The organism is Streptomyces sp. NBC_00090, from assembly GCF_045160815.1.
Lineage (GTDB): Bacteria > Actinomycetota > Actinomycetes > Streptomycetales > Streptomycetaceae > Streptomyces.
This window is the reverse complement of the sequence record NZ_CP108224.1, coordinates 8,755,478-8,776,818: the sequence shown is the minus strand read 5'-3', so window position 1 is coordinate 8,776,818 and position 21,341 is coordinate 8,755,478. Positions and strand designations below refer to the sequence as shown.

Here is a 21,341-nt window from a genome sequence, read left to right as displayed (position 1 = left end):
CTATTGACGCTCCTGAGCACCGCGTGCTGCACTGACCCGGCACAAATGTTTACGTTCCCATAATTTGGGACCGCAGCGGACGGGACACTGCTGCGACGCCTGCCGCCCCCGCCTCCTTCGTCGTAGCCTCCCCGTCCTGCTTGCATTGAAGGACTCATGCCATGCCTTCCCCGCACACCCCTCTCGGCCGCAGAGGATTCATCACGGCGACCGCACCGACCGCAGGTGCGGCCGCGCTTCCCGGTGGCTTCCTCTCGTCGACGGCCGCAGCCGCCGTGCCGCCCCCGGCGACGTTGCCCCGGCAGGGCATGTACGACACCGTTCCCGCCTGGCCCTGGACGGATTCGTCACCGGTAACGGCAAGTACGGCGCGGTGCTCCACGGCGCACCGCAGCTCGGGAAGGTCGTACTCAATCATCACCGGTTCGTGCTGCCCAACGGCACCCGCCACCTGGAGCCCCCGGTCCTGTCGGACCGTCTGGAGTCGGCGCGGGACCGGGCTCTGGCCGGTGACTTCTGGGGCGCCGACGGCGAGTTCACCGACGGTGGGTCCCTGCGCTGCACCCAGAGGCCGTGACCGACCGGTCGGCGAGGGCGCGCCCCCGCCGTAGCCGGCCGCCCCCAGTGCGTCGGACTCGCGCCGCCTGATCAACCTCCACGGTCCCGGACGCTACCCGCGCGCGTACGGAACCGAGCGAGGACGCTCGTTCGGCTACTCGCCGTGGTCGATCGAGGCATACGTCTTCCAGGCCCCCCACTCGGCTGCCCGGGTGTCTCCGCACACCCAGGCCGCCGTTCCCCCCGCCCTTACTCGCTCCTCCGTTCGTGCCGGAGGAAGCAGCCCCCAGGAGACACATCATGGATCTGACCCGCCGCTCGCTACTCGCCGGTGCCGCAGCCCTCGCAATCTCGGCCGGCCCACTCAGCACCCTGGCCCGCGCCGCAACGCGTACCCGCAAGGTGCTCGTCATCGGACTCGACGGCGTCCTGCTCAGCCGCGTCAGGGACGCCGACGCCCCACACCTCAAGTCCCTGATGGCCCAGGGCCTCACCGCCACCAGTTCCCTGTACGCCGAGCCCCTGGCGCCCACGCTGTCCGGCCCGGGATGGTCGACCGTCCTCACCGGCGTCTGGCCCGACAAGCACAACGTCAAGGACAACTCCTTCGGGGGCCACAGCCTGGCCCAGTACCCGGACTTCCTCACCCGCATCGAGACCGCCAAGCCCCGCCTGTCCACGTACGCGGTCGCCTCCTGGAACTCCATCACCGACACCATCCTCTCCTCCCGCGTCGACACCCGGATCTCCACGCCTGCGGCCGAGTACGACGCCGGCACCACCTCCCGCGCCGTCGCCCGGCTCCGGAACTCCAACCCGGACGCCGTCTTCGTCCACCTCGACGACGTCGACCACGCCGGCCACAGCCAGGGAGCCGCAAGCCAGGCATACCTGGACGCCATCCACGGCGTGGACAGCAGGGTGGGCGAGATCGTGACAGCCGTGAAATCCCGCACCACCTATGCCTCCGAGGACTGGCTCATCATCGTGACCACCGACCACGGTCACACCGACGCGGGCGGTCATGGCGGATCGAGCTGGCCCGAGCGGCAGACCTTCGTCATCGCCACGGGCGGCACCACGACACCGGGCTCGGTCCGATACGACGTGAAGCTTCCCGATGTCGCCGCCTCGGCCCTCGCGCACCTCGGCATCCCCATCAACCCGGCCTGGGCGCTCGACGGCCGCCCCCTCTCCCAGGCCGCCCCGGACGACTTCGACGCCTTGCGCACGCAACTCCAGGGCCCGATGGACGAGACACTCCTCGGCACGGACGTCGTCGGCTTCACCCACACTCCTCCTCCGGGCTGGTCCGTCGACAACTCCTCGATGGGCGCGGCCGGAGTCACCGAGTGGCGCGGCTGGACCTTCACCACCGACGAGTTCTGGACCAAGGCGGCCCCCGACCAGGAACGCGAGTCCAACGTCCGCGCACGGAACGTCTTCGCGGTCGCCGACGGCGACGAGTGGTACGACATGGACCTCACCGGAACCTTCGACTCCACCCTCGTCAGCCCCGCCTGGCCGGTCACTGGCGGCAAGACCGCCACCTTGAGCTATGTCACCCACTATCGGCAGGAAAGCCCGCAGAAGGGCGAGGTCCTCGTCAGCTACAACGGCGGGACCCCCATCAGCGTGCAGACGTACACGAGCGACGTCATATCCCGCGCCGAGAAGCTCCAGCTGAACGTTCCGGCCGGTGCGACCGACGTCCGGGTGAGCTTCCGCTACACCGGTGAGAACAACTGGTACTGGGCCATCGACCAGGTCCGGGTCACCGCCAGCTGACGAACCCTCCACGGGCACCAAGGTCCGACCCGGTACGGCCGGTGCCCGCGGGATCACCCACCTTCCCCGCCCGCGAGTGCCCGAGCCGTCCCCCAGGAACAGGGACCTGCGGTGCAGGCGAGCCCAAGGCCGTGGGCATCGCAGTCCCGGGCCTCGTCGACGAAATGTCTGGATTGACCGTCACCGCGGCGAAATCCGGATGGCTTGACACGTCTGTGGCCGCCTCGGTCCGAAATCCTCGCATACCGGTCGTGTGCGGGCACACCGTACATGCCGCCGGTCTCGCCGAGCCCCTCACAGCGCTCACCCTCAAGCTCGACGACTCCGGCAGTACTGGCCGGCGAGCGTCCGGCCACGGACATGGACCTGACGGGCGGAGGGCGGCTCCGACCGTCAGCGCCTCTGCTGCTCGCCGAGACGGAGGGCGCGACGCCCACGTGGGCCCGTCGCGGCGCTGCTCACGGCTCCGGCCTGGGCAAGACCCGCTGGGTGGTCGAGCGGACCTTCGCCTGGCTCCACCAATTCAAGCCTGCGCATCCGCTACGAGATCCGCGCCGGCCTCCACCGCGGCCTGCTCCAACTCGCCTGCACCATCTTCTGCCTGAGACGGCTCCGAACCTGATTCTGAAACGATCAGTTGGCTCACGCTGTTGGCCGTTCTGGCGTCGCCGCTGTCGTTCGCGGCCCAGCAGGTGGGCGGCGTCGTGGTCAGTGGGTGTCACTGGTCTCACCGGTCCGCAGGCGGGTGACCGCCGTGGATCAGAAGGTCAGTTTCCAGCCGTTGATGCGGCCGTTGTCGGAGCTGAACATGTCCTGGACCTTGAGCTTCCAGGTGCCGTTGGCGACCTCGCTGGAGGCGTTCACCGTGTAGGTGGCGATCACGTTGTCGGCCGAGTCGTAGATGTCGGAGTTCTTCAGGCGGTACAGCGTGCCGTCGGGGGCCTGGAGGTCGATGACCAGGTCACCTCGGAAGGTGTGCCTGATGTCGACGTCGACCCTGGAGGGCGCTCGACACGTTGCCGCTCAGGCCCGTGACGCTGATGTCGGAGAACACCGCGGCACCCTTGTCCGGGATGGCCACGTCGGTGGTGTTCTCGAAGACGGTGATCACGCTGACGACGTTCCAGGTGAAGGAGGTGGTGCCGGTGGCGTTGGTGGAGTCCTTCACCGTGGCTGTGACGTTGCTGGTGCCCAGCGTGGTCGGGGTGCCGGAGATCAGGCGAGAGGTCGGCGGCGGCCTGGAGGGTGGCGGTGCGGGCACCGGCGTAATCGGTGGAGGAGGTCATGTAGGTGGTGAGCGCCCGGTACCAGATCTTGGCGGCGGCGAAGTTGTCGGAGGTGGCCTCGTTCAGGCCACCGGACTCGCCCAGCGCACGGGAAGTTGACAAAATACACCACCCGGAGGTCGCCCGGCGGCCCGATCGCACTGGTGGTGCGCCCGGCCTCGCCCGTCGATAGTACGCAATCGATTGCGGCAAGCATAGGCGTGGGGCACGCATAGGCTGGAACGCCGACGATGCCTCCGGCAGGGGCCCGTGGCGTCCGGTCACAGAAGGAGAAGTTCGAAGATGCAACACCAGCCTGTGACGATGAGCGATGTGGCCCGTGCCGCAGGGGTCTCGGTGACCACCGTCTCCTACGTGCTGAGCGGCAAGCGCCCGGTGGCTCCCGCCAAGAGGGAAGCGGTGCAGGCGGCCATCGCCGAGCTGGGGTTCCGGCTGAACACCGTGGCGCAGAGCCTGCGCACGGGGCGGTCCAGCACCGTGGCTCTGATCATCCCGGACATCGCCAACCCGTTCTACGCCCAGCTGGCCCGCGGGCTGCAGGACACCTTGCGCCCGGGGCAGTACCACGTCGTCGTCTGCAGCACGAACGCGGAGCGCGCGGAAGAACTGCACTACCTCGACGACGTGGTCAAGCGCTGCCTCGACGGAGTGGTGATCACCCCCTCGTGGCTGACCCCGGAGGACTTCGACGCCGTCCGGGAAGCGGGCATCCCGGTCGTGGTCAGCGCCGACAGCGAGTGGAGGGACCTGGACCAGGTGCGCGCCGATTCCCACGAGGCCGTCGACGAGGCCGTCGGCCATCTCGCGCGGCAGGGCCACGAACGACTGGGCATGCTGGTCGGGCCGGCGGGCACGCCGGGCGGTGACCCTCGCCTCGAACTGTTCCGCGCCGCCGCCCGGCGTCACGGGCTGGAGCTGCCGGCCGGCCTGGTCGTGCGCGGGAAGCACACCCGCGAAGCCGGCGCCGCGGGCCTGCGCCGACTGATGAGCCGCAAGAACCCGCCGACCGCGGTCGCCTTCGTCAACGACCGCACCGCCATCGGGGCCCTGGAAGCGGCGGAGCAGATGGGCCTCGCGGTCCCGTCCGACGTGGCGCTGATCGGCCATGACGACATCGAGCTCGCCTCCCTGGTGCGCCCCCGGCTCTCCACGATCCGCTATCCCGCCTACGAGGTGGGATCGACGTGTGGGCGCCTGCTTCTGGAACGCCTGGGAGGCCGCGTCAGCCTGTCGCAGGTCGCCCTGCGCACGCAGTTCGTCCTGCGCGAGTCCGTCTGATCGTCTTCGCGGCGGCCCCGCACAGTCGGCCGTCAGGCTTGACAAGCTGCGGCGCTCCCGACATATCGTGGCGCAATCGATTGCGCGAGAACTTGGACCGGCTACCTCTCAGAGGTCCACCCACGACGAAGAAGCAGGGCCACCCCACTTCTGCACACCGTTTGCTCAGCGTCCCCGCTGGGCGGATGCCGGGTGTCCCCCGCAGGTCGCCGAGGGGAGGCACACCGCGAGACCCGGGGCAGCGTCGCCGTTCCCGCGCACACCGCATTCGCATCCGAGCCGACAGGAACCCCATGACGCAGAACCAGTCAGTCAACGCCCACGAGGCGGCACGCATGGTGCTGCCCGCACCCCGGACGCCTTCCCCTCGTGACGCACCGGCTCTGAACTGGGGGGTGATAGCCCCGGGCTGGATCGCGGCCTACTTCGTCGAAGCGCTGCAGAAGTACACCGAGCAGAAAGTGGTGGCGGTCGGCTCGCGTGACGCCGGGCGCGCCCGCGCCTTCGCCGACCGGTTCGGCATCCCGGCGGCCTACGGCAGTTACGCCGAACTCGTCGAAGACGACGCTGTGGACATCGTCTACGTCGCGTCGCCGCACTCAGGCCATTTCGAGCAGGCCCTGCAGGCGATCGAGGCCGGCCGGCACGTACTCGTGGAGAAGGCGTTCACCCGCAACGCCCATGAGGCCGAGCAGCTGATCGAAGCCGCCAGGGAGCGGGGGGTGTTCCTCATGGAGGCGATGTGGACACGCTTCCTGCCGCACATCGACGTGGTCCGCCAGGTGCTCGACTCCGGGCTGCTCGGCGAGGTGCACACCGTCATCGCCGACCACGGACAGCCGATGACACCCGAGGTGCAGCACCGCCACTTCGCCCCCGAGCTGGCGGGCGGAGCACTCCTGGACCTCGGCATCTACCCGGTCTCCTTCGCCTCGATGGTGCTGGGGCCGTTCACCTCGGTCAAGGCGGTGGGCACAAAGACGTACACCGGCGTCGACGGCCAGGCGTCGATCCTCGTCACCGCCGAATCCGGAGCCCACGGAGTGCTGAACACCACCCTCTTCGCCCGCACTCCGACCACGGCATCGATCGCCGGAACGCATGGACGCCTGGAGATCGACGGCTCCTTCTACGGACCCGCCGCGGTCCGGCTCATCGGCCGGGACAACGAGCTGATCGGCACCTTCGTCCCCCCGCAACTCGACGGCGGGCTGTGCTACGAGGCCGCCGAAGCGGCCCGCTGCATCAGCGCCGGGCGGCTGGAATCCGACCTGATGCCGCTCGCCGAGACACTGAGCATCATGCACGTCCTGGACGGCATACGGCGCGATCTCAACGTCACTTTCCCCGGAGAGTGACCCACCCCCTGGGGCACCCGCACAGTGCCCCAGGGGCACTCCCCGCACCAGATCACGGAGGACGTCAACAGCTGTGTGCCCGAACGCGGCCGACCTGCTCACGGCCGCCGATGCCGCCTCTGCCGGGGCGCAGGATGCGGTATAGCGCCACACCAGCCGACAGCAGCTGTGGGTGTCCTGCGCCCAGGGCCAGGTCGGCCGGGTGCGGTAGGCGTCGGCGCCCGCCGCCCATGTGCGGACGGCGGTGCCGGTGGGGCGTCCGATGTGGTCGTCGGGGTAGGCCGTCCATTGCGCGTCCCGGTCCCAGGTCAGGGTGTCGGTCCTGCTGGAGAGGGTGTAGCGGATGCCGACGTCGGTGAGCGCTTCGGAGGGCGGGTTCGCGATCGTGTACGTCGTGGTGAGCAGGCCCCGGCCGTCCACGGACACCTCGATGGTGGTGTTCAGGGTGCCGAAGCGTCCGGTGAGCGTGACGACGGCCTGGCCGCCGTTGGTGGTCACGGTGGCCCGAGGTGCCGGTCCACCGGCCGGGGACCGCGCGGGAGAGCACGAGGTCGGGGCCGCCGCTGAGGACCTTCTCGTCACCTGCCGTGGCCTCGGTCAGGCGGGCGGTCTGCTTGTCGAAGACGACGGTGAAGGGCGTGTCCACTCCTGACACGGTGATGGTGTCGGGGGTCTCCTGGACGGCCGGGGTGGTGCCTCCGGGGGCGGTGAGGGGCGGCGCCTTGCGGGTGTTGAGCCACAGCCGGTAGTCGTCGACGAGTGCGGGGCCGCGGCGGAAGGTCAGCTGCAGTGTGTCTCCGGAGGCCCATGCCCCGGCCGGGATGGTCAGGGTGCCGGCTTGACGTGCCGGGACGCGCACATCGGTGAGGGTCCCGGACCGTGTGCCGATCCGCCATGTGATGGTCAGTTCGCCGAGGTCGGTGTGGTCGTGCCAGTTCTGGACGGGTACCGGTATCGCCGCTCCCGGGGTGAGTCCCTGCAGGACGCCGTCGGCGATCCGTACCGGCGAGAACGCCTTCTTGGTCAGCCAGAACTCGGGTTTGGGCCGGCGCCACAGGTCGATGACGCCCCACTCGCCGTAGCCGACCGGGCCGGACAGCAGGTTGAACACCTCGTCGATGGCCGCCCAGATGGCGCCGCCGACGACTCCGCTCGTGGTGCGGAACTTCTCGGCGAACTTTCGCCTCCTTGTAGAGCCGGACGGCCTGCTCCTCCATGGCCGCGTCCGCCGACCGGCCGTGAGTCCCGGTCATGCTGTGGTGGCAGACGCCGAGCAGATGCACCGGCTTGCCGTTGACGAGCAGCTGGTTGCCCTCCACCTTGACCTGGCGGAAGCCTATGGCCCGGGACACCGTCTGCGTCACGCCGTCCGAGGTGAACGTCGCGCGCAGGGTGTAGAGGTTCGGGTGCTCCGCGTCCCACTTGAGCGGAGCCTTCACCACCCGCCGTCGTGGGTGCGGACGGCCGTGCCGTTGACCCACAGGCGGGCGAAACTGTAGACGCCGTCGAAACACAGCATGATCTTCCGGCCCGCGAAGTCCGCGGGCACGGCCACCTTGACGGAGTAGGCGCATTCGGTGCCGGAGGGCACGGTGTGGCCCTGCAGCGCGGGTTCCCCCGGGACGCTGATCTCGTCCCAGGAGGAGGTGTCGGTGCCGGTCGTCCGGAAGGAGGCCGGCGGGGCGGTCGTGTAGCGCCAGCCGGAGGCGACGGGGATCCGCGGGTTGGCCACGCCCGAGACGCTCTCGGGCAGCGGAGGGATGAGAGGCGGGGCGGTGGCCGCGGCCGCCGGTGCGGCGAGGAGGATGTCGCCGGCGATGGCGACGACCCCCGCGGCGGCCAGCCCCTTGAGGGCGCTGCGCCGGAAGAACGGCTTGGACGCCGACGCCGATGGCGATACGGAGGGAGATGCCGCCGTGCGGCGAGGGGGAGTGATCACAGCTGGCCTTTCTTGGCGAACAGGCTGCCGAGCAGGGAGCGAGAAGGATCTTGCGGCGAGGGGCGGTGCCCCGCGTCTCACGCGACCGGCCGCACCTGTGTGTCGCTCAGGAGCGTGCTTGTGCCGTTGTCGGCGCTCGGGGGATGCGTGGATGCGACGCGTGGATGCCGTGCACGCGTCCGCTGTGCCACTCCGGACTGCTTGCGTGAGCGGTCCGCCTACGCGACGGATTGTTTACGCAGTCGGGCTGTTTGCGTAAACACCGGGGGTGGCGTGACGCGTTTGGGAGCCACTCGCGGAGCATGTCAAGGACTCCGGCAGTACCAACCGGCGAGCGCCCGGTCACGGACATGGACCTGGCGGGCGTAGGACGGCCCCGGTCGTCAGCGCCTCTGCTGCTTGCGGAAGACGGAGGGCGCGACGCCCGCGTGGCGGGTGAAAACCCTGGTGAAATAGGCGGGGTCGGGGTATCCGACGTCCCGTCCGACGAGCGAGACGGGCCGGTCGGTGTCGGTGAGCAGGGCTTTGGCCCGGTCGATCCGGCGACGCGTCAGATACACCGTGGGCGGGGAACCGGTGATCCGGCGGACGGCGGTGATGAGGGTGTCGCGGGACACCGCCAGCTCCTGGGCGATGGCACCGATCCGGACCGGGCCGTCGGCGGCGTCGAGCAGTTGCAGCGCACGACGGCCGATGTCGCGTTGGGCGCGGCCTGGACCCGCGGACCTCCGCCGGCCGCTGCCCACCGCGGTGATCAGGGCGTGGAGGGAGCTCGTGGCGGCCATGTGGCTGTCGAGTGATTCGGGCCCGGTGAGCAGATCCAGGACCCGGACGCACAACCCACGGGCCTCGTCGGGATCGGCGGGCTGGGCGACCGGGTGCTCCGCGCCGAGGTAGCCGAGATCCCGGTAGCCCGCCGCGGCGGGCCCCTCGAACAGCACCCAGTACTCGTCCCAGCCGTCCGGCGACGGGCCGTAGCGATGGCTGATCCCGGGCGGCAGCCAGAAGAACGACCCCGGCCGCACCTCGTGCCGGCCCCGGCCCTGGAGCTCCAGGAACCCCGACCCCCGGAGCACGAGGACACCGGCGTAGCAGTTCAGGACGCGTTCCGCCTGGAGGCGATGCTGGCCGAGGATCCGCCCGGCCCCGGTGACCGCGATCCCCAGCGCCCGCACGCCCTCCGGCGGAGTGCGGTACCGCGCCACGGAGTCCGCCCCGCCCTCGCCCTCGTCAGCCGCCACTCGCCGCACCTCCGTCGACAATCGTCCAAGTTTCCTCGGAATCCGTGCATTGTGCCTTCTCGGCGCCGGGCCCGACGATTCCGTCATGAGTACGAGACAGCTGGACCGGCCGCTACCGGCCGCCCTCAGCTCCAACGGCTACCGCCTGGACGCGAGCGAGCGCAGACTCGGGCGCCTGGACCCGGTCCCGGACGCCGAACGCCACGACCTGCGCGCCCTGCGGGTCCGCCTTGTCCAGGACGGCTATCTCTACCTGCCGGGCTTCTTCGACCGCACGACGATCGAAGGCTTCCGCCGCCACTACTTCGCCACACTGGCCGAGACCGGGCTGACCCGACCGGACTCCGATCCGCTCGACGGGCTCGCCGGATCCGCCGCAGACCTGGACCGATCGCGCCTGCGCCACCTGCTGTTCCAGCAGATCGTCCCAGGCCAGGAGTACGAAACCCTCTGCCGGCACCCGGACCTGGTCGCCTTCTACCGAGAGCTGTTCGGCACCGACGACATCCATCTGCACCGTAGGAAGATCATCCGCCATGTCGGGCCCGGCGAGACGGGCATCGGCACCGCCACGCAGGCCCACTACGACCTCGTCTACCTGCGCGAAGGCACCGACCGGGTCGTCTCCTCCTGGATTCCGCTGGGCGACTGCCCCATCGCCCAAGGCCCTCTCGTCTACCTGGAAGGCAGCCACCACCGCGTCCTGGCGGACGAGGCAGCCGGTCGCCTGCGCCGCCCCGCCGCATCGATCACCGCGGACCTGCCCGCCCTGGCCGAGGAGTACGACTCCCGGTGGCTCGTCACCGACTTCGCCGCGGGCGACCTCATGGTGCACAGCGCCCACATCATCCACGCCTCCCTCGACAACCAGGACCCCGCCGGACGGTTCCGCCTCTCCACCGACATCCGCTACCAGGCAGCCTCAGACCCGATCGACACCCGATGGCAGAACCACTGGCACGACCAGGACGGCCTGTGATGCCCCGCCTGCACTGCAGCCTCCTGACCCTGCCCGCGGACCTGCCCCTGACCGAACGCCTCACCCGCATCGCGCAGGCGGGCTTCGACGGTGTGCAGATACCGCTCCCCGTCGCCTCCGGCCTGCCGGACTTCTCGGCGGCGGCGGAAGCCGGCCTGACCTTGTCGGGCTGCGCCCACCTCCCGGAGGACCTCCCCGCCGAACCGCTCTTCGAACACGCCGCGGCAGCGGGCATGATGAGCCTGAACGCCCAGGTGGACGGCTACTGGCGGGACGACTCCTGGCAGGACGCCCGGATCCGCGAACTGCTCACCCTCAGCGAGATGTACGCCCTGCCGTTCTTCCTCGAAACCCACCGCCACCGGCTCACCCAGGACCTCAGGCGCACCCTCGGCCTGCTCGACCGTCACCCGGACCTCCTTCTGTGCGGCGACTTCAGCCACTACACCGTCATGGCCGAACTGCGCGCCCCCTGGCCCCCCGACTGGGCAGAAGCCCTGCACACCCTGGCCCGCCGCTGCGGTGAACTGCACCTCCGCCTGAACAACGGGCAGAACGTCCAGGACCCCGTCCCCGCCGTCGACCCCGCCCAGCGCGCGGAGTTCCACGCCCTGTGGAGCACCGCACTGGACAGCACCCCTGACCTGCTGCTCACCACCGAACTGCTCCCCGCCACATTCGGCTACGACCAGCTCGACCTCGATGGCGCCCCGATCGGCGACATCTGGACCGACACCCTCGGCCTGACCGCCTGGGCGGCCCGCACCGAGGCAGTCACGGACCGAACCCGCCGTGACGCGGGCACTCGCCCGCCCAGCGGCCTCCGGCCTGACGCCCGACGCCAAGCCCCTGCACACGGCCCTGGCCGCGCTCCCCACTGACTACGCCACGCTGTTGGGGCGGCACGCGCCTCTGCACCAGGCCATGTTCGACGGTTCCAGCCTGGGCCTCGGCGCCTCGGCGGCGGACCGGCAGCTGCCCACTTCAGAGCTGACGGCACGGCAGAACAACACCCGGTAGGCCGTCGACCTCGCGCTCCTGGAGCGCATGTACGACTGCGGGCGGTACCTGTTCGTCAGCTCCAGCGGCATCCTGCCGCCACGCCTGACCGGATAGAATCGAACATGTGCACGAGATATGGCGTCGTCCGAGCTGGAGAAGCTGCATTCCTGTACCTGGTCCAGCTGCAACACCTGGAGCAGACGGAGCGCTGGATCGACACGGAGCTCACCCTCCTTCGCGAGAGGGCTGCGCGCCGCCCTCTACCGGAGGGGCCGGCTCTGATCCTGTCCTACCTGCGGGAGGGCGGCCGGGCCGTCGCAGACAGCATTCACCTCGGCGGCTGCCGTATGGCGGCCAAGCACACCTAGTCACTCACCGAGGAGCAGGCCCGTCGGGCCGTGGCCGCCGACGGGCTCCGCGCGTGCGAGATCTGCCGACCGGACGCCGAGCTCGGCATCCTCGAATGACCCGATGCACCCTGGAGGTATGGACGGCGCGCCAATAGTGGTCCACCCGCCCTCCCCCACCGGAGGCCGGCGAGTCACCGTGCATGGCGGCAATATCCTGGGCCTCGCCCACAGCCACAGGGACGTCGTCGAGTTCCTCCGTCGCGCTGGACTCCCAGACGCCGACGACCTGCTCGATGACCCCGCCTGGGTGAAATGGAGGGGTGGCCGCGCGCACGAGTACGAGGCGGCTTGAGCTGATCACCGCTGGATGTCAGACCCGCCCCCTACCGTGATGGACATGCCTCCCCGCTCCAGGCCCCGCAGCCCTCTGCGACCTGCCGCCGATGAGATCAACCACGCCATCCGCCGGCTGATGGCCGAGGAGCCCGACCAGGAGCTGCGCACCGAGAAGTACCGGCGCCTCCTGGTCCAGTGGGCCGCGGCCACACGTAGCCCCCAGGGTGCCCGGACGCCCCGGCGGACGCCCTGCCCGGCCAGTGTCCGCGCAGGCCAGAAGCGGCAGGCGGGGCCGCCGAGCACACCGTGTCCGGACAGCCGAACGACCGACGCGGACAGCCTGCCCGGACGCAGCAGTGCGCCCCGCCCGGGTTCCACCGCCGGACGAGACGCACAGGGGTCCGAGTAGCACCAGCACGGACAGGCCGGACAGGCCGGACAGGACCGAAACTAGCGCCCGGGTCGGACACCGAACCGGACCCGCCCGCCCCGGTCAGACGACGGCCGCCACGTTGACCTTCTGCCCGCCGCGGACCTCCTGGAGGCACGTCACGCACAGGGGGTTCTCCGGGGCTGCGGGTGTTGCGTGAGCGTGCGCAAGCGCAGCACTTGCAGGCCAACTGTGAGCGTTCAGGGATCTCCCCACGATCGGGGTCTTGAGCGTCACGTAGTTCACCAGGCGGAGGTCCCCATGGCGAAGGTATGCCCGTTTGGAGGGGTGCTGGGTAACCCCTCATGAAGCCCTACTCCTGTGCGGGTGTCACTCACCGCAGCAGGAGCACGCTCCTGACCCCGGCATGGTCGGAGGGCCACAGGCCTGAAGGAGTGCGGTCGGCCTGGTTGTCGCCCACCCGCTGGCTCGCCAGTGCGTTGATGCGTCCGCGGAAGAGCACGTAGTCGATGCGCTGGGTGAGTTTGGAGGTGGGGTTGCGCAGGTTGGCGTCCTGGCAGCAGGTGAAGCCGGGATCGCGGGGGCGGGTGGCGGTCCAGGCGTCAGTGAAGCCGGCGCCCAGGAAGCGGTTGTAGGTCGGGGTACCGGGGGCCGAGTTGAGGTCGCCGAACAACACGGTGGGGTGTGCGGTGTTCAGCGGGCCGGCGAGCAGTTCGTCGGCCTGCGCTTCTCGGACGGCGGGAGAGGCGGGCTCCAGATGGGTGCTGACTACGCGGGTGGTGTGGCCGCGCACGGTGGCGTCGGCTGCGACCCAGCCGCGCTCGACCCGGATACGGAGTGCACCCTGCGGGCAGTGGGACGGGACGCAGACTTCCACGTGCCTCTGGAACCGGGCCGCCTGCGCGTTCGCCACGGAGAAGACGCGCGCGGGCAGGTCGGTGCGCTTCAGGAGTACGTCGCGGTCGGTGAGGCGGATGTCCTGCAGACCGCCGCCGGGCATGATTCGCGGTGCCTCGAAGTCGCTGCCGACGGTCACGGTGGCCACGGCCTCGTAATGCTTGCCCCGGGCGGAGAGCTCGTCGAGAAGGATCTCCAGGAAGTCGTACTCGATGTTCTCGGCGGGGCTGGAGGGGTCGGCGGGGGTCTGGCTGCGCCACAGAGCGGCTTCCTGCAGGCCCACGAGGTGGGGGTCGCTGTCGGCGATCTCATCGGCCAGAGCCTCGGCGCGCTCGGGGAAGTTCGTCGCCTGGACGTTCGCGTATACCGCGGTCACCGCAGCGACGAGCGCTTGCGGGTTACCGGCGGCGAGCACGGGCGCGAGGTCGGCGCCCAGATAGAGGTTGCGGGTCATGACCCGCAAAGGGGCCGGAGCGTCAGCGGCCGATGCAACCGTGAGTGACCCGGGTGTGAGGAGCAGGAGCGCGCCTAGGGCGGCGGTAAGCCAACGTCGGACCATGCAAGCAGACCTTTCGGGGCAAAGATGAGCGAAAGTGCCAACCGTCAGCAACAGCTAAGGCGGCCGGACGCGATGTGTCGATCCAGATGTAGGCCGGGCAGCCGAAACCCTCCGCAAGGAAGGCCGCTCCGATCGGCGGATGATGCCGACGGGGTCGGCCCCGGGATCCCCATGGGGAAGTATGTTGGGAGGCGACTCAGCTCGACGGCCATGGCACGGAGTTCTTTCTCGCGGCACCTCGCGACGAATGGATCAACCTGGAGAGCGTCACTGTCAACGCGTACTGCTACTGCGGACCGGTACACCAGCGACTCGACGTCGGACACACCGTCCCCATTGGCCGACCGTGGCTCGATGGCTCCGACTGCGACCACTACCTGAGCATGCGATCGACCCCGTCGATCCAAAGCGGGCCTCCGTGGCCTGAGACGGGCGGGCGGAGACGAGAACAGGCTGCGACGACGGTCGGAGATCGAGAAGGATCCGTTTGCGGAGAAGGTCGAGGCCAGCCCGCCCGTAGCCCTGCCTCTTGATCAGGTTGATGCGTGTGACCTGGCCCTCGACCTGGCCCGAGCTCCAGGAGCTGGACAGGCCGGCGGTCACGGCGTCCTGGTCCAGGCGGCGGCCGGTGACCAGGGAGTGCAGAGCCGGTAGGTCGTCGGCGAGGACGCGGTCCATCCAGTCGGGCAGCAGGTCGCCGCGTCGGTCGTGGGGCATGGTCGCTAAGTCACGGACGTGTCTGGCTGCGGCGTCCAGGTGGGGACAGGCGGCCCGGATCTCCTTGAGCTCCAGGGCATCGCCGACGGTCAGGCGGGCCGGACCGGGCCGGACCGGGCCGGTCATGATCCAGCGGACCACCCGGCGGGGACGCGGTGCGGGCCGCGGCGACTCAGGAAGCCCGCTCTCCTTCGACCCGGGCAGATATCGGCGGATGCCCGTTGTCGCAGTCACATGGCGATGGGGCCGAGGTCGGCGGCGGTTTGGGCCAGCGCGCGGATGGTGGGGCTGTCATTGGTGGTACGCCAGGTGAGCGCCCATTCGACGGTGGGGGCGTCGTGGAGCGGCAGGAAGACAATGCCCGGGGGCTTGTTGTAGCGCGCGGCGATTCCGCCGAGTGGGTGGACACAGCGTCCGGCGGCGACCAGCGACAGGATCTCGTGGAAGGTCCGCGCGGCGGGCCCGCGGGGGATACGGCGGCCGAGCGGGGTGCGGGTGGGGACCATGGAGGCGACCCAGTACTCGGGGGCTTCGGGGCCGAGGTCGACGACGTGGTTGTCGGCGAGGTCTTCCAGGCACGCGGTGCCACGTTGGGCGAGCGGATGGTCTGCGGCCACGGCCAGCACGCGGCCTCCGGTGAGCACGGTGGGGCCGACGGTGAGGTCCGGTTCGGCGACGGGCAGCCACAGCACGTGGGCGTCGTGCTCTCCGGCGCGCAGGGCGGTGAAAGCGTCGGCGCCGTTGATCTCGCCGAACTGAATGTCGCTGCCGGGGTAGCGGGTGCGGAACGCGTCGACGAGAGGGCGTAGTTCGTGTCCGGCGTGACCGAAGACGCCCAGCCGCAGGGTCCGGCCCGCGCCCGGGCCGGCTGCTTGGGCGCGCGCGAGTCCTGCGTGGAGGAGGTCGAGGGCCTGCTGGAGGTCTTCACGCAGGCGCCGGCCAACAGGGGTCAGGGCCACGCGTCGGCTGGTGCGATCGAACAGGGCCACGCCGAGGCGGCGTTCTTGTCTGCGGATGGCCTGGCTGACGCGGGCCTGGGACACGTGAAGCCGTTCGGCGGTGCGGCCGAAGTGCAGCTCTTCCGCCAGCGTCAGGAAGATCTCGATGTCGCGCAGCTCCATGCATAACTCCCATGTTATGGATAGCTTCATGGACTCTACATTGTTCCGCCGCTGACCTGCATCGATGCTGGACTCATCACCCATCAGGCAGGCGGCAGACGCCTGACCGACGCATCGATAAGGGAGAGGAACCCGATGTGCGCAGTGCAGAACGTCGTCGATCGCTTCGAGATCGAGGAGCTTCGCGCCGAGGTCACCGACGCTGTGATGATGCGCGACTTCGACCGCGTCGCCTCGCTGTTCACGCCCGACGGCACCATGCGATGGCCGCACATCGACAAGGAATTCGTCGGCCGCGAGGAGATCCGCGCGGGGATCGAATGGGGGCAAGGGCTGTGGGAGTTCTTCGTGCAGCACGTCCACCCGGCGTCATCCGGCTCGACTGCGACACCGCGGTCGGGCGCGTGTACATCGAGGAGTTCGGGCGGATGCACGACGGCAGCTCGCACCTGAACTACGCCCTCTATCACGACCGCTACCAGCGCACGTCCGACGGCTGGAAGTTCAGCGAACGCGTCTACGAGGTCAGGTACCTCGACTCCACCCCGCTTACGGGCTCACCGCCCCGGAACCTGGCGCATAAACACACGTCGACTAAGTGGGGTTGAGTCATGGCCAAGGCACTCCGGGCGTTCGCATGGGTAATGGGCCTGGCCTGCACGGCGATCGGGCTGTTCCACGTGGTCGGCGGCAATGCCGCGATTCCGGGCGAGGCCGACGCCGGCCCGACTCTGGACAGCCTGGGCCGGTTCTTCGGCGCGATCTTCGCCGGGTACGGGCTGGCCTGGCTGTGGGCGGCCCGGCAGGACCCCGTCCCGGCGACGGTGGTGCGGTGGCTCGCGGCGGTGTTCCTGCTCGGCGGCGTGGGGCGGCTGCTGTCCCTGGCGGTGCACGGGTGGCCGCACTCGTTCCAGGTGGCGCTGACCGTGATCGAGCTGGTCTTCCCGGCAGTCTGGTTCTGGCTGGCGGATGCCGACGAGCGTGCGTCCCGGGAGCGGCGGCCCGCGGGTGCGCCGGCCGCCAGGCCGACTTCTCCGGATCTTGGCTGACCCGCGCCTCCGGCATCGCACCCGCCGCGTTGTGGAGACACCCGAGTACGTCCAGTAATCGGGTGTCTCGCCGCCTTGTGATGCACGGCGCCTGACGACGCGGGCTCAACCGGCAAGATCCGGAAGACACGGCCTGGACTCTCGCACGGGCCTCGGACACCGAGGGCACCAGCGCCTTCGCCCTCCCGGCTCTGAGGCTCACGCTGATCCTGGCGGTGGGCCTCCTCGCCGGTGTGCCGGTGTGCCGGTGTGCCGGTGTGCCGGTGTGCCGGTGTGCCGGTGTGCCGGCGGGCCAGCGGGCCAGCGGGCCAGCGGGCCAGCGGGCCAGCGGGCCAGCGGGCCGGCGGGCCTGCGGGCCGGCGGGCCTGCGGGCCGGCTCAGCACGCGGCCCGGCTCTATCTCCTGCGCGTCATCACCCGGGAGTAAGGGACCCCCATCTGACCGAACCCGCTTACCCGGCCCGGGACCTGCACACCCGAGCCGCACTCAGAACCCCCGTCCGTACCGCGATCCGTCCCATCCCCAAACGAAATGCCGTTGGAGGCACGTGAGATGTCAGCTCAGACCACCCCACCCGTAGGCGAGCGCGAGACGGGGCTGTCCGCCTCGGCAGCCACCGGCGGCGTCATCACCATCGCACTGTTCATCGTCCTGTTCTTCGTCGGCGGCTTCCTGAACGCCGAGATCCCCCAGCCCGACGCGCCGCTGAAGGAGATCACCGACTGACGCGGGGACAACGGCTCCGCCATCCGGCTCGCGGGTGCCATCTTCATGACCTCCGCCCTGGTCTTCACCGCGTTCAGCGCCTGGCTCGCCTCGGTGGTGCGCAGCGTCGGCCGCGCCCAGGACTCCCTGGTGGTCTTCGCCGGCGGTCTGTTCTCCGCGCTCGGCCTGTTCCTCAACGGTGCCCTGCAGTGGGTCGCCGAGCGGCCCGAGACGCTCGCCAACGACCAGGCGGCGCAGCTCCTGCACCAGATGCTCTTCGTGCTCGGCGGCCCCGTCGTGGTCGTCGGCAGCGCGCTGCTCGTCATGGTCGGCGCCGTCTCCCTGCTGCGCGCGAAGCTGCTGCCCACCTGGCTCGGCGGCCTCGGCGTCGTCATCGGCCTGATCGACCTGGCCGCCCTCTGCTCGGTGCTGCCCGAGAGCGTCGACATGATGATCCTGCTGCCCATAGGCCGGTTCACCTCGATGGCCTGGCTGCTCACGGCCACCATCGTGGTCACGCGCAAGCTAGGCAAGGCCCGCTCCTGATCTTCCGCCGCCCCCGGCACTTCTCCGGGCTGCCGGGACCGCCGGCCCACGACGGGGACCGGACCGGTGAGGCTTGGGGCGACACCACTGTCGTACCCGCCGGCCAGCCGAACCGTCCGCGTCCCCGGACGTCCCGGGGCCCGGGCACCCCGCATACGCCGGACCTGCCGAAAGCTGCCCAAAGTCGAGAGGGAAGAATGAACGACGTGATCAGCCCGTGGGGCTGCAACAGCAATGGCGAACTCCGGCACGGCAACGCACAGGCGCGGCTCACCCCGGTCCAGGTCCCATGGCCGACCGGCGTCGCCCACGCCACGGTCGGTGGCGACATCCCGTTCGCCGCGCCATGTACTCCGAGGCCAGTACACACGCATACTCCCCCCGGCGGACGCCCTCAACGGCACCTGCACGGCACGGTGTTCGGGTGAGACTCAAGCGTCCCGCACGCCGGGCCACCCTCGTTGTCCATGTAGTTTCCGCCGCCAGCTGGCTCGGGCTCGCACTCGGGCTGCTTGCTCTGGGCATCACTGCGGCCACGACCGAATCCGCACCGGTCCTCGAGGCCTCCGTCCGCTCCATGAAGACCATGGTCGACTGGCTGGTCTTCCCCGTTGCCCTGCTCACTTTGCTCACCGGGCTCCTCATGGCGCTGGCATCGAACTGGGGACTGGCGCGGCACCGCTGGATCTACACGAAGTTCTGGCTGACCCTCGCCATGATTGCTGGAACGTTCTTCGGGTTCCGTGATGCCATCGTCAATACGTACACCGACGTGACCGCCGGCCACCCGCTGGCCGACGCCGGCGATGTACTGCTCGGCCCGATGGTCTCGCTGGCCTCGTACGTCTTCATGATGACAATTTCGATCCTCAAGCCCTGGGGTCTGACGAAACATGGGCGGAAGCAACGCGCCGTGTCCCGCAGAGCGGTGGACGAGGCAGCCGTACGTCAGCCGGTCTGACTGCTGCATGCGGAGCGGGCTCGCCCGTTGGTGCGGCGCTGGGGACAGGGCAGGGCTGCTCAGTGCGGCGACGTGCTGCCGGCCGTGGCGGAGGGGTGCAGTGACTCGAAGTGGAAGGCATTGATGTAGCAGTCCCGCGGCTGCCGGATCGCGAAGGTGATGCAGTCGATCACAGACTGTGCCGCGAGCGGGTCCTGAGCTCCGCGCGGGGTGGCGTCCCACTCCGGGGACAGCGGGTCACGGCCGCTGTCGAAGTCCGGCGGGAACAGGGAGATCACCCGGACACCCTGGGGGCGCAGACGGCGCGAGAGCGCTTCGGTGAAGCCCCTCTGGCCGTGCTTGGCCGCGTAATAGGCCTCGTGCGCCACGGGATGCTGGGCTCCGGGAACACCGCAGACGGAGACCATCGTGACCACGTCGGGGTGGTCGGAGGCGAGAAGCAGCGGCAAGAGGTTCTTCGTCACGAGGATGGTGCCGGTGCTGCCCGAGGCGACCGTGTCGGCCACGTCCTCGTCGGAGACCGAGAAGAGGTCCGGGCCCTCCAGCCAGCGGGCACCGTTGTTCACGAGCACGTCGACGTGGTCGGTGCGGCGGCCGACCGCCGCGGCGAACTCACGGATCGAGGCGGGGTCGGCGAGGTCACAGGCGAAGGCGTGCACGCGGTCGTGGCCGCGGTCGCGAATCTCGCTGCGGGTGCGTTCAGCCGCTTCCAGGCTGCGTGCGGCGAGGAAGAGTTCGGCGCCGAGGCCGGCGAAGTGGTGGGCGAGCGCGCGGCCGAAGTCGCGGCCCGCCCCGGTGATGACCACGCGGCGGTCGGTGAGGTTCATGTTGTTCTTTCGATCGGGTGAGTGGTTGGGGGCGGCAGCGGTGAGGTGAGTAGGCCCTGTCTGGTGGTCAAGTGACCGCGTTTGGGCCCGGGTCGGCGATCGTTACTCCGTCGTCCCCGTGCGGGTTGTGGACCGGGACACGGGTGCGAGTACCCGCCTGATCAGCGACGAACGCACTCAGGCCCAAGCGATTCAGTGGAAGGCGGCGGCGTTCTCCGAAGCCCACTGCCGGAACGGGCGGGCCGGCGTTCCGGTGATCTGTGAAACCGTGTCGCGCACCATCAGCAGCTCGTCGTTCACGTCTCCGCCCGTGACGTCGAGCACCGCGTCCGCGGCCTCGGCCCCGAAGACCGCGGCCATCTGCGCGTGGGCCTGCTGGCGGCTGATTTCAGCGAAGGGAACTGGCCGACCCGCTGCCGCCGCGATGGCCTCTACCTGAAGACGACCTTGCTCACCGTCTCAGGCGTCCTGTTGGCGACGGTCCACCGCCAGATGACGGTGGACTCGTCCTCAGCGATCTCCGGCGCTTCCCAAGGCCGAACGTCGGGGCAAAGCTGCCACGCCAGGCACGATGGTGTTCTCGAGGGCTGCGCCAGCGCCCGCCGCGCCCGCTTCGGCGGCCTGACAGCCGTACGACCGCGGTCCCCGGCTCCGGTATCCAGTGCAGCGAGGACCCGTCGTTCCGGCGTCGTCGGGAGGAACTCCCGCTTTTCCACAGAGCTCTGGCCGCCCGGGCGGGGCGATACTGATCGTGACAGTCGTCCCGTCGCCGAATCAGCTCCGTATACGGGCCGGGCCGGTGGGGACGCACCTTTGTCGATGTTTCCGAGGGGAGCCGCTCATGACCACGGCGAAGGACCTGTTCATCATCGCCATGGACCCGAGGCCGGAGCATGCCGTGGGACAGGGCGACCTGTCGCTCGCGCTCGCGGGAGCCGAGCTGATCGATCTCATCGCCTCGGGGGCCGTCACAGTGGACGGCGACCGCATCGTGCCGGGCGAGCCGCCGACACCGGACGACCGGCTCCTCGGCGAGGCCGCGGCACAGCTCACTCGAAGGACGCCCTACGAGCGGATCGAGGACTGGCTCTGGCGCCGGGGCCGCGACCTCTCGGCCACGTACCAGGCCGCGCTGGAAGGCGACGGCGAGCTGACGCGGAAGCGAAGTGGCCGGTTGTCCTTCGGCTCACAACGCGTGGAACCTGTCGACACGCCCACCCGGCGCCGGGCAGCCGACCGCTGGGAGGAGAAGGAACCCGTCCTGGCCGCCCTGGCCTCGGTCGTGGGCATCGGCGGCGGACGACCCGACGACGAGCCCGGCCTGGACGAGGAGGGGGTGACGACCGTGGTGGCTGCCGTCCACGACGCGGTGATGGAGCTGGAGGCCGTACGTCAGAGGCGGACCATCGAGAACGCGGCCTTTGCCAACCTCTGGCGCGGGCCGTAACTCGAT

21 protein-coding genes and 5 pseudogenes are annotated in these 21,341 nt (G+C 69.9%); 17 read left to right on the top strand and 9 right to left on the bottom strand.

Going from position 1 to position 21,341, the window contains the following annotated elements; genetic code table 11:
• Positions 1 to 373: 373 nt before the first annotated feature.
• The 3 genes and pseudogenes from OG361_RS38730 to OG361_RS38720 form a co-directional block, all read left to right on the top strand.
• On the top strand, positions 374 to 577 hold the full coding sequence (locus OG361_RS38730) for a hypothetical protein (protein WP_405861262.1): 204 nt from the start codon (positions 374 to 376) through the stop codon (positions 575 to 577).
• A gap of 281 nt (positions 578 to 858) precedes the next feature.
• A complete protein-coding gene (locus tag OG361_RS38725; protein WP_405861260.1) occupies positions 859 to 2,346 on the top strand; it encodes an alkaline phosphatase family protein in 1,488 nt (495 codons plus the stop codon).
• Positions 2,347 to 2,769: 423 nt separating this feature from the next.
• A pseudogene (locus OG361_RS38720) lies at positions 2,770 to 2,968 on the top strand (transposase); the annotation flags it as partial.
• Positions 2,969 to 3,105: 137 nt separating this feature from the next.
• Here the strand turns inward: OG361_RS38720 and OG361_RS38715 are convergent.
• Positions 3,106 to 3,668, bottom strand: a pseudogene (locus OG361_RS38715) (proprotein convertase P-domain-containing protein); the annotation flags it as partial.
• 246 nt (positions 3,669 to 3,914) lie between these two features.
• Between OG361_RS38715 and OG361_RS38710 the strand changes: the two are divergent.
• Positions 3,915 to 4,910 (top strand): LacI family DNA-binding transcriptional regulator, encoded by a 996-nt coding sequence (locus tag OG361_RS38710; protein ID WP_405861258.1) that lies wholly within the window; start codon positions 3,915 to 3,917, stop codon positions 4,908 to 4,910.
• Between the two features lie 293 nt (positions 4,911 to 5,203).
• Entirely contained in the window at positions 5,204 to 6,268 is a 1,065-nt protein-coding gene (locus OG361_RS38705) for a Gfo/Idh/MocA family protein (protein ID WP_405861256.1), read from the top strand.
• 64 nt (positions 6,269 to 6,332) lie between these two features.
• Here OG361_RS38705 and OG361_RS38700 read toward each other — a convergent pair whose 3' ends face one another.
• The 4 genes and pseudogenes from OG361_RS38700 to OG361_RS38685 all read right to left on the bottom strand — a co-directional run bounded on the left by OG361_RS38700 (position 6,333) and on the right by OG361_RS38685 (position 9,448).
• Positions 6,333 to 7,379, bottom strand: coding sequence for a hypothetical protein (locus OG361_RS38700; RefSeq protein ID WP_405862750.1), 1,047 nt, complete (start codon positions 7,377 to 7,379; stop codon positions 6,333 to 6,335).
• 271 nt (positions 7,380 to 7,650) lie between these two features.
• Positions 7,651 to 7,707: pseudogene (locus tag OG361_RS38695) on the bottom strand (hypothetical protein); the annotation flags it as partial.
• A complete protein-coding gene (locus tag OG361_RS38690) occupies positions 7,704 to 8,207 on the bottom strand; it encodes a sugar-binding domain-containing protein (RefSeq protein ID WP_405861254.1) in 504 nt (167 codons plus the stop codon). The pseudogene OG361_RS38695 and the gene OG361_RS38690, both read right to left, overlap by 4 nt.
• 383 nt (positions 8,208 to 8,590) lie before the next feature.
• The gene (locus OG361_RS38685) at positions 8,591 to 9,448 is read right to left on the bottom strand and encodes a helix-turn-helix domain-containing protein (protein ID WP_405861252.1); all 858 of its coding nucleotides are present in this window, start codon (positions 9,446 to 9,448) and stop codon (positions 8,591 to 8,593) included.
• Positions 9,449 to 9,533: 85 nt separating this feature from the next.
• On the opposite strand from OG361_RS38685, the gene OG361_RS38680 reads away from it, so the two are divergent.
• The 5 genes and pseudogenes from OG361_RS38680 (at position 9,534) to OG361_RS38660 (ending at position 12,131) form a co-directional block, all read left to right on the top strand.
• Positions 9,534 to 10,427 (top strand): phytanoyl-CoA dioxygenase family protein, encoded by an 894-nt coding sequence (locus tag OG361_RS38680; RefSeq protein WP_405861250.1) that lies wholly within the window; start codon positions 9,534 to 9,536, stop codon positions 10,425 to 10,427.
• Entirely contained in the window at positions 10,427 to 11,308 is an 882-nt protein-coding gene (locus OG361_RS38675; protein ID WP_405861248.1) for a sugar phosphate isomerase/epimerase family protein, read from the top strand. The genes OG361_RS38680 and OG361_RS38675 overlap by 1 nt, the downstream gene beginning before the upstream one ends.
• Positions 11,309 to 11,551: 243 nt before the next feature.
• Positions 11,552 to 11,797 (top strand): hypothetical protein, encoded by a 246-nt coding sequence (locus tag OG361_RS38670; RefSeq protein ID WP_405861246.1) that lies wholly within the window; start codon positions 11,552 to 11,554, stop codon positions 11,795 to 11,797.
• 15 nt (positions 11,798 to 11,812) lie between these two features.
• Positions 11,813 to 11,896: pseudogene (locus OG361_RS38665) on the top strand (DUF6233 domain-containing protein); the annotation flags it as partial.
• Between the two features lie 19 nt (positions 11,897 to 11,915).
• Positions 11,916 to 12,131, top strand: a complete 216-nt coding sequence (locus OG361_RS38660; RefSeq protein ID WP_405861244.1) for a hypothetical protein — start codon at positions 11,916 to 11,918, stop codon at positions 12,129 to 12,131.
• 748 nt (positions 12,132 to 12,879) lie between these two features.
• Here OG361_RS38660 and OG361_RS38655 read toward each other — a convergent pair.
• Together OG361_RS38655 and OG361_RS38650 are read right to left on the bottom strand one after the other, a co-directional pair.
• Positions 12,880 to 13,857, bottom strand: coding sequence for an endonuclease/exonuclease/phosphatase family protein (locus OG361_RS38655; protein WP_405861242.1), 978 nt, complete (start codon positions 13,855 to 13,857; stop codon positions 12,880 to 12,882).
• Between the two features lie 1,052 nt (positions 13,858 to 14,909).
• A complete protein-coding gene (locus OG361_RS38650) occupies positions 14,910 to 15,800 on the bottom strand; it encodes a LysR family transcriptional regulator (protein WP_405861240.1) in 891 nt (296 codons plus the stop codon).
• Positions 15,801 to 15,944: 144 nt separating this feature from the next.
• Here OG361_RS38650 and OG361_RS38645 point away from each other — a divergent pair, with 144 nt between their 5' ends.
• The 6 genes from OG361_RS38645 (at position 15,945) to OG361_RS38620 (ending at position 19,061) form a co-directional block, all read left to right on the top strand.
• Positions 15,945 to 16,253, top strand: a complete 309-nt coding sequence (locus OG361_RS38645) for a YybH family protein (protein WP_405862668.1) — start codon at positions 15,945 to 15,947, stop codon at positions 16,251 to 16,253.
• Entirely contained in the window at positions 16,136 to 16,408 is a 273-nt protein-coding gene (locus OG361_RS38640; RefSeq protein ID WP_405861238.1) for a nuclear transport factor 2 family protein, read from the top strand. Before OG361_RS38645 ends, OG361_RS38640 begins: the two co-directional genes overlap by 118 nt.
• 3 nt (positions 16,409 to 16,411) lie before the next feature.
• The gene (locus OG361_RS38635) at positions 16,412 to 16,849 is read left to right on the top strand and encodes a DUF4345 domain-containing protein (RefSeq protein WP_405861236.1); all 438 of its coding nucleotides are present in this window, start codon (positions 16,412 to 16,414) and stop codon (positions 16,847 to 16,849) included.
• Between the two features lie 552 nt (positions 16,850 to 17,401).
• The gene (locus OG361_RS38630) at positions 17,402 to 17,575 is read left to right on the top strand and encodes a hypothetical protein (protein WP_405861234.1); all 174 of its coding nucleotides are present in this window, start codon (positions 17,402 to 17,404) and stop codon (positions 17,573 to 17,575) included.
• A 45-nt stretch (positions 17,576 to 17,620) separates the two neighbouring features.
• Positions 17,621 to 18,100 (top strand): hypothetical protein, encoded by a 480-nt coding sequence (locus tag OG361_RS38625; RefSeq protein WP_405861232.1) that lies wholly within the window; start codon positions 17,621 to 17,623, stop codon positions 18,098 to 18,100.
• A gap of 424 nt (positions 18,101 to 18,524) precedes the next feature.
• A complete protein-coding gene (locus OG361_RS38620; RefSeq protein WP_405861230.1) occupies positions 18,525 to 19,061 on the top strand; it encodes a DUF2269 domain-containing protein in 537 nt (178 codons plus the stop codon).
• Positions 19,062 to 19,120: 59 nt separating this feature from the next.
• On the opposite strand, the gene OG361_RS38615 is transcribed toward OG361_RS38620, so the two are convergent.
• Both OG361_RS38615 and OG361_RS38610 read right to left on the bottom strand, forming a co-directional pair.
• Entirely contained in the window at positions 19,121 to 19,888 is a 768-nt protein-coding gene (locus tag OG361_RS38615; protein ID WP_405861228.1) for an SDR family oxidoreductase, read from the bottom strand.
• 192 nt (positions 19,889 to 20,080) lie between these two features.
• Positions 20,081 to 20,332, bottom strand: a pseudogene (locus OG361_RS38610) (hypothetical protein); the annotation flags it as partial.
• A gap of 397 nt (positions 20,333 to 20,729) precedes the next feature.
• Between OG361_RS38610 and OG361_RS38605 the strand changes: the two are divergent.
• The gene (locus OG361_RS38605; protein ID WP_405861226.1) at positions 20,730 to 21,335 is read left to right on the top strand and encodes a GPP34 family phosphoprotein; all 606 of its coding nucleotides are present in this window, start codon (positions 20,730 to 20,732) and stop codon (positions 21,333 to 21,335) included.
• Positions 21,336 to 21,341 lie beyond the last annotated feature (6 nt).